This window comes from Oribacterium sp. P6A1, from assembly GCF_000702885.1.
Taxonomy (GTDB): Bacteria; Bacillota; Clostridia; order Lachnospirales; family Lachnospiraceae; genus Oribacterium.
The window spans coordinates 1-5,401 of record NZ_JNKO01000062.1; the positions used below are offsets into that span (position 1 = coordinate 1).

The window sequence follows — 5,401 nt, forward strand, 5'->3', positions numbered from 1 at the left end:
AATTATCATAGAATACCCATATTTACAGAAAAAATTTCAAACTCTCCCCTGTTTCCCATATTGCAATGCTCATTGCTTAATATAGGGTTTTGTTCATTTTAAATAAAATCTACAAAACAATGATATACACCTATACAATATTATAATAGTTTTGTTAGTTTTTTACAGTAACGATATGGAATGGCACCAACCATACTTCAAAGCGCCGTCCCTTGCTTTATAGCAAGGAAACGGCGCTTTGATTTAACTTAAATTTGATGAAATAATATTTCAATCCCACGCAATGTCAACATCCATTATTTAAATGAGATTTGATTGTCGCTTATATAAATTGATTATCAGTTTACCGTATTCATCATTAAGTTATATTATTCAAATGTCATTTACTATAACTCCATAATCAAGGCAGAGTCAAATATGCGTAATTTGAGTTTTAAACCATGCATATTTCTGTCCTAAAACACTCACTTCATGATTTGCATGGTCTACATACGTTCCCCATTCCATTTTTCATTTCAAACTTAAGTTCTATTCGGTTAATAACCCACTGCCTCTTTCATACAGATAATTTGAGCCAAAACCATATGTGCCATCTTCCAACTCAGTAAGTTCAGGTACATTTACCGGAAGTTTACCCTTTGGTTTATTGTAACCGAAAATAGTTTCGATAGCGGCGATGATGTTTGCATTAATGGCACCTTTACTAACTCCATCAGAAGTTTTATCTGTAGGATCTATATTTAGTCCCGAACCCATATACGAAAGAACTATACCATCGGCATCACTATAGACCGCTGCATCATAAGGAAGATTTTCACTCAGAAGGATAAATTTACCTCCATTATCATGAACGTCCTTCAGTGCAGAATGAAGCGCTATGTATTGTGGATTCTCCTTGTCATAAAAAGCGCTGCCTGATGCATATGAAAATGCAATAACTATATCAGCACTTGATATTTTATTTTTCATATCATCTGTATAATTAAGTTCTTAAACTTCCCACATTAAAAGTGGGCTTCGCACCTTGAAAACTCTATATTCTGGACCATAAAAATATAATTACGCCACTTTATAGTTGCTCGTAAGCGCATCCTGCATATATTCAGGTAACCTAAAGAAGAAATCCTTATAGATTTCATCCACCTGCGCATCTGTGATTTGAAGTACGTTTTTTATGCTTTCAGTCATTGCTTCTATCAGAATAAACATAGAATGTTGGAATGAAATGTCCTCCATTTCGCTTAGAAGTACATAGAAGATTTCACCTATTGTACGTTCATCCTGATCTTTTCGCTGATATACAGAAAGGTACATGTATCTTGTAAATACGATAGCAACATGAGCTGTCAGCGCATCGTATGAAAGGCTGTGACATTCAGTTCTGAGCTTTAGCAAAGATTTGCAAGTCTTGAAAAATACCTCTATGTTCCATCTTTTGCCATAAATACGGATTATTTCACTTTCCGACAAGGACATGTCAGTGCATATGATCGCAAGCCAATCCTTTTTATTGGAACGGTTGCGAACACAAACAATTCTTGCAGGTATAGATGGTTCATCATCAGTTCCTTTACCTACAGTTACATCTACAGAGAGAAGGTATTTTGAAAGACCTCGACGTTTCTTGTTTTGGGCATATATCTGTTTTATGTTGAGTCGCTGTCCTTCATATCCATAAGCAATCCTGGAACTGATCTTGATCATGGCAATGGAATCCAGTCCCATTTCCTTGATTTTCACCAATGTATTAGGAGTCGAAAACCAGCTGTCAAAAAGAACATATTTGGCTTTGTGCCCGGCATTTAATGCGTACTGGAGCAACTCCAAAACAACTACTGGGGCTTTTGTTACAGCTAATTTTCTTCTTTTTCCTGCAAGAGAACGATTATCAGTTTTTGCAAAATCTCCAAGCTGATTATCTACTTTAGAAGATGCAAGGAGACAACTGTTGATTGGAACAAATGAATTCCCATCGGACCAGCCAAGTGTCAGTAGCCTAAAGCCTTTTTTGAACTTCATTGAAACATGATCAAATACCTTGGACGCCATCTGTGTATGTTTATATCCGGCTCTCTCATAAAGAGAATCATCGATGATAAATACATCTGCACGTTCATCACTTGTAAGAGGCTTGAAGAAATTCCTGATTACTGCTAATGCAAGAAGTGTTGTAAAACGAAGCCAGTTAACTCTTGGATCATTCAAAAAACGATAGAAAGTATTTTTTGAAAAAGAACCTGAAAATTGATTTGACTTCATCTGCATATACAGGCTGCTTCTGGAAAATACATTCGCAAGTTTGTATCGAAAGATACTCATCACAGGAATTCCCTTTTGTTTGTTGGCATTGGATTTACGAAGTAGGTTTCCAACCTCAAATGTTGAAATAAAATCTGAAATTGAGCAATTTATTTCTTCCTCTGAGTGCTGTCCCTGTGATAAGATATGCATATGGCGTAAGTCCTTTCTTGGTAAATGTTTTGTAGCAAATTCATTATACCTCATTTGAAAGTGACCTATGCCTATTTTATTGGTCTAAAGTATAGAGTTTTCAAGGTACATCACACCTTTTAGGTGTGGGAAGTTTGAGTTAAGTTTTACATCTGCAGAAGAATCATAATAATACTCAACACTTATATTACTATCTTCAGAAATAAGACCTTCTTTCTTCATTTCATCAATAGCATAATTAATTGTGCATGAATCGTTCTTTTGTCTTCCAAGGAAAACAATATCCTTTTTATCTTGTGCTAAAGGAATAAGATCTTCATCATTCTTCAACAAAGTTATTGCTTTTCTGGCAATTTCCATCTCATCCTCATGATGTGCTTTAGAGCCTACCTCTTCAATATGATTTTCAGAATTGGTTTTGCCTTCACTCTCATCTATGCTTCCGCCGTCAATATCAAAAATATGATATTTATTTTTCATTACCAATATACGTCTTACACTCTCATCAATTCTCTTTGAGCTGATTTCTCCGGACTTAACCAATTCAGATATTCCATTTATATAGTCATCATAATAGGCAGCAGCATCTTCATTATTAAGGTCTGTCGGTATCAAAAGAATGTCTACACCGGCATTAATGACTTCTCTGGCTACATTGATACCGTATTCCACAGTACCTTCCTCGCCTTTTACAAGTCCCGCAGTTCTTATTGCTTCCATTTCCAATGCATCTGTAACAACTACTCCATTAAAGCCCAGATCGTCACGCAAAATGTCAGTGATCATCTTCCTGGACATAGTGGCCGGATAATATCCTTTTGTAACTCCATCGCCAAATGTTACTTCATCATCAATCAATGGATAGGTAATATGTGCAGTCATTATCATATCCGCACCATTATTTATTGCTTCTTTAAAAGGAACCAATTCAACTTCTTTTATTTCGTCATATGTCTTTTCAACTGAAGGAGTCCCTATATGACTGTCAGTCTCAGTATCACCATGCCCGGGATAATGTTTATATGTCGCAATTATATTTTTTTCCTTCAATCCATCTGCAAATGACTTACCGAGTTTTGCAACTACCTCCGGATCATCTGAAAATGATCTTGTTCCAATGACAGGATTAGAAGGATTATTGTTTACATCGATATCCGGTGCATAATCTGTATTAAAACCTAGCGCTGCTAATTCTTCTCCTATTATCTCTCCTGTTTTTAAGGCATTGCCTTCGGCATCCGTTGTTGCGCCTATTGCCATATTTCCTGTCATTCTGGTTCCGGATGTGAGTCTTACGACAATCCCGCCCTCTTCATCCAAAGGCATAATATAAGGGATATGAACCGAAACATTGTCGGACTGTTTATTATTATCCTGAAGATTCTTCACAAGATTATATACCTGTTCATTATCTATGATATTAGAACCAAAAAGAATGACACCACAATACTGATGCTTTTGCAAAGCGTCTCTTAGTTCCGGATTGTCATCTATATCTGTGATGTTTTCACCATCCCAGGTTCGTATGGCCGGTATAATCATCTGAGAAATTTTTTCATCCATTGTCATGTTTGAAATAATTCCATCCATTTCAGAACCTTCTTTTTTTGAATCTTCTTTTTTTGAACATCCACTTAAACATAGAGCACTTATCAAACTGCCCGTTATGATTATTCGTGATAATATCTTACGATTAATATGATTCTTTTTCATTCCCATTCCTCCACCAACGCCTACCGTTTATTCTGAAATTACATTTATTTTCTTTTTTATGCATCTTCAGAATCAAACTCATAAAAAATATATATCTTTTATTTTACCGCAAATAATGCGTTTTATCACAATAAAAAACACTCGCCCAGGCTCACAGGGATATCTTCGGTGAGAGCACATTACCAATCATAAGAAAGATAAGCACCTATGCGGAGATAAACAGGTACATGGGTGAAGATATCGGTTCACTGTTCCTGAAAAACGACTTCAGGGCAGGATCAGCCACAAAATCATTCCTGCAGGATATCTGCATGATCGCAGATGAGAGCACTGAGGAATCCGGTCTCCATGTCAAAGGCTACTTTCTCGCCGCATATGCCAGAAGCCATAAATGTATTTATGGTAATTTCGCATCCACCACATTCAAATACCTTAGGGATTCACAGTTCAACACTTTCAAACCTGAGTTCGTGGCATTCGAGCTGCTTGAACGCGACGTATTCTCCTGTCTTGCCACAATGCTGTTACAGATGGCCTTCGGAGACAGATATACGAGACTTGATCCCAGGGAGAAAACCCGTGTAATAACGACTATGGACCTAAGCCCTAAAGAAATAGAAAATCTCGTGACTGTCATAGATAAGGGAAGGAATATAGCAAGCAGACCGTCAATCAAGGTTCCTATAAGTTTAATAAATGTAGAAAATGCTATTCTTCAAGGATCGTCCCTGTATCTTCAAAGCCAAATCTTGTTAAATTTTGGGATTTGCTTAGCAACTCAGCTGATAAGCTATGGTGGACTTGCTACAAAGACGAAAAACACAAATACCTTATGTCCCCTAAAAAAAGATTGATGTTTATAAAACGCCATAGAGAACCTTGCTTATATTGCAGAGGGCAAAGGCGTAAACTTAACCATTTTATTGATTACTATACTCAGCGGAAGCCAAAGTAGTTATTCACAAAAACAGGTCTCTAACCGATTGGTTAGAGACCTTCTCCCATATTGCAATGTTATTTGAACAAGATAGGGTTTTGTTCATTTTTTGGATTTTTTCTCAAAAAAATTTTTTTGGTTTTTGTTCATACGAAGCGAAAACCAAAAATTTTCAAACAAAATTATTTTGACCCATAACCCCCTGCTATTACTGGTTCTATAAGGTTTTGTTCATTCTAAATAAAATCTACAAAACAGTAATATACACCTATACAATATTGTAATAGTTTTGTTTGTTTT

At 36.2% G+C, this 5,401-nt stretch carries 5 protein-coding genes; 2 read left to right on the top strand and 3 right to left on the bottom strand.

What is annotated here, in order from left to right:
• Positions 1-528: 528 nt before the first annotated feature.
• The 3 genes from T515_RS15710 to T515_RS15720 all read right to left on the bottom strand — a co-directional run bounded on the left by T515_RS15710 (position 529) and on the right by T515_RS15720 (position 4,164).
• Entirely contained in the window at positions 529-969 is a 441-nt protein-coding gene (locus tag T515_RS15710; RefSeq protein ID WP_036613331.1) for a hypothetical protein, read from the bottom strand.
• Positions 970-1,059: 90 nt separating this feature from the next.
• The gene (locus T515_RS15715) at positions 1,060-2,451 is read right to left on the bottom strand and encodes an IS4 family transposase (RefSeq protein ID WP_036613334.1); all 1,392 of its coding nucleotides are present in this window, start codon (positions 2,449-2,451) and stop codon (positions 1,060-1,062) included.
• Between the two features lie 84 nt (positions 2,452-2,535).
• A complete protein-coding gene (locus tag T515_RS15720; protein ID WP_051671818.1) occupies positions 2,536-4,164 on the bottom strand; it encodes a glycoside hydrolase family 3 protein in 1,629 nt (542 codons plus the stop codon).
• Between the two features lie 227 nt (positions 4,165-4,391).
• Between T515_RS15720 and T515_RS15725 the strand changes: the two genes are divergently transcribed.
• Complete coding sequence (locus T515_RS15725) at positions 4,392-5,018, top strand: hypothetical protein (protein WP_036613344.1); 627 nt, start codon at positions 4,392-4,394, stop codon at positions 5,016-5,018.
• Positions 4,931-5,119: a zinc-ribbon domain-containing protein gene (locus T515_RS18575; protein ID WP_442950157.1), complete on the top strand. Its 189-nt coding sequence runs from the start codon at positions 4,931-4,933 to the stop codon at positions 5,117-5,119. Before T515_RS15725 ends, T515_RS18575 begins: the two co-directional genes overlap by 88 nt.
• The last annotated feature ends 282 nt before the right edge of the window (positions 5,120-5,401 follow it).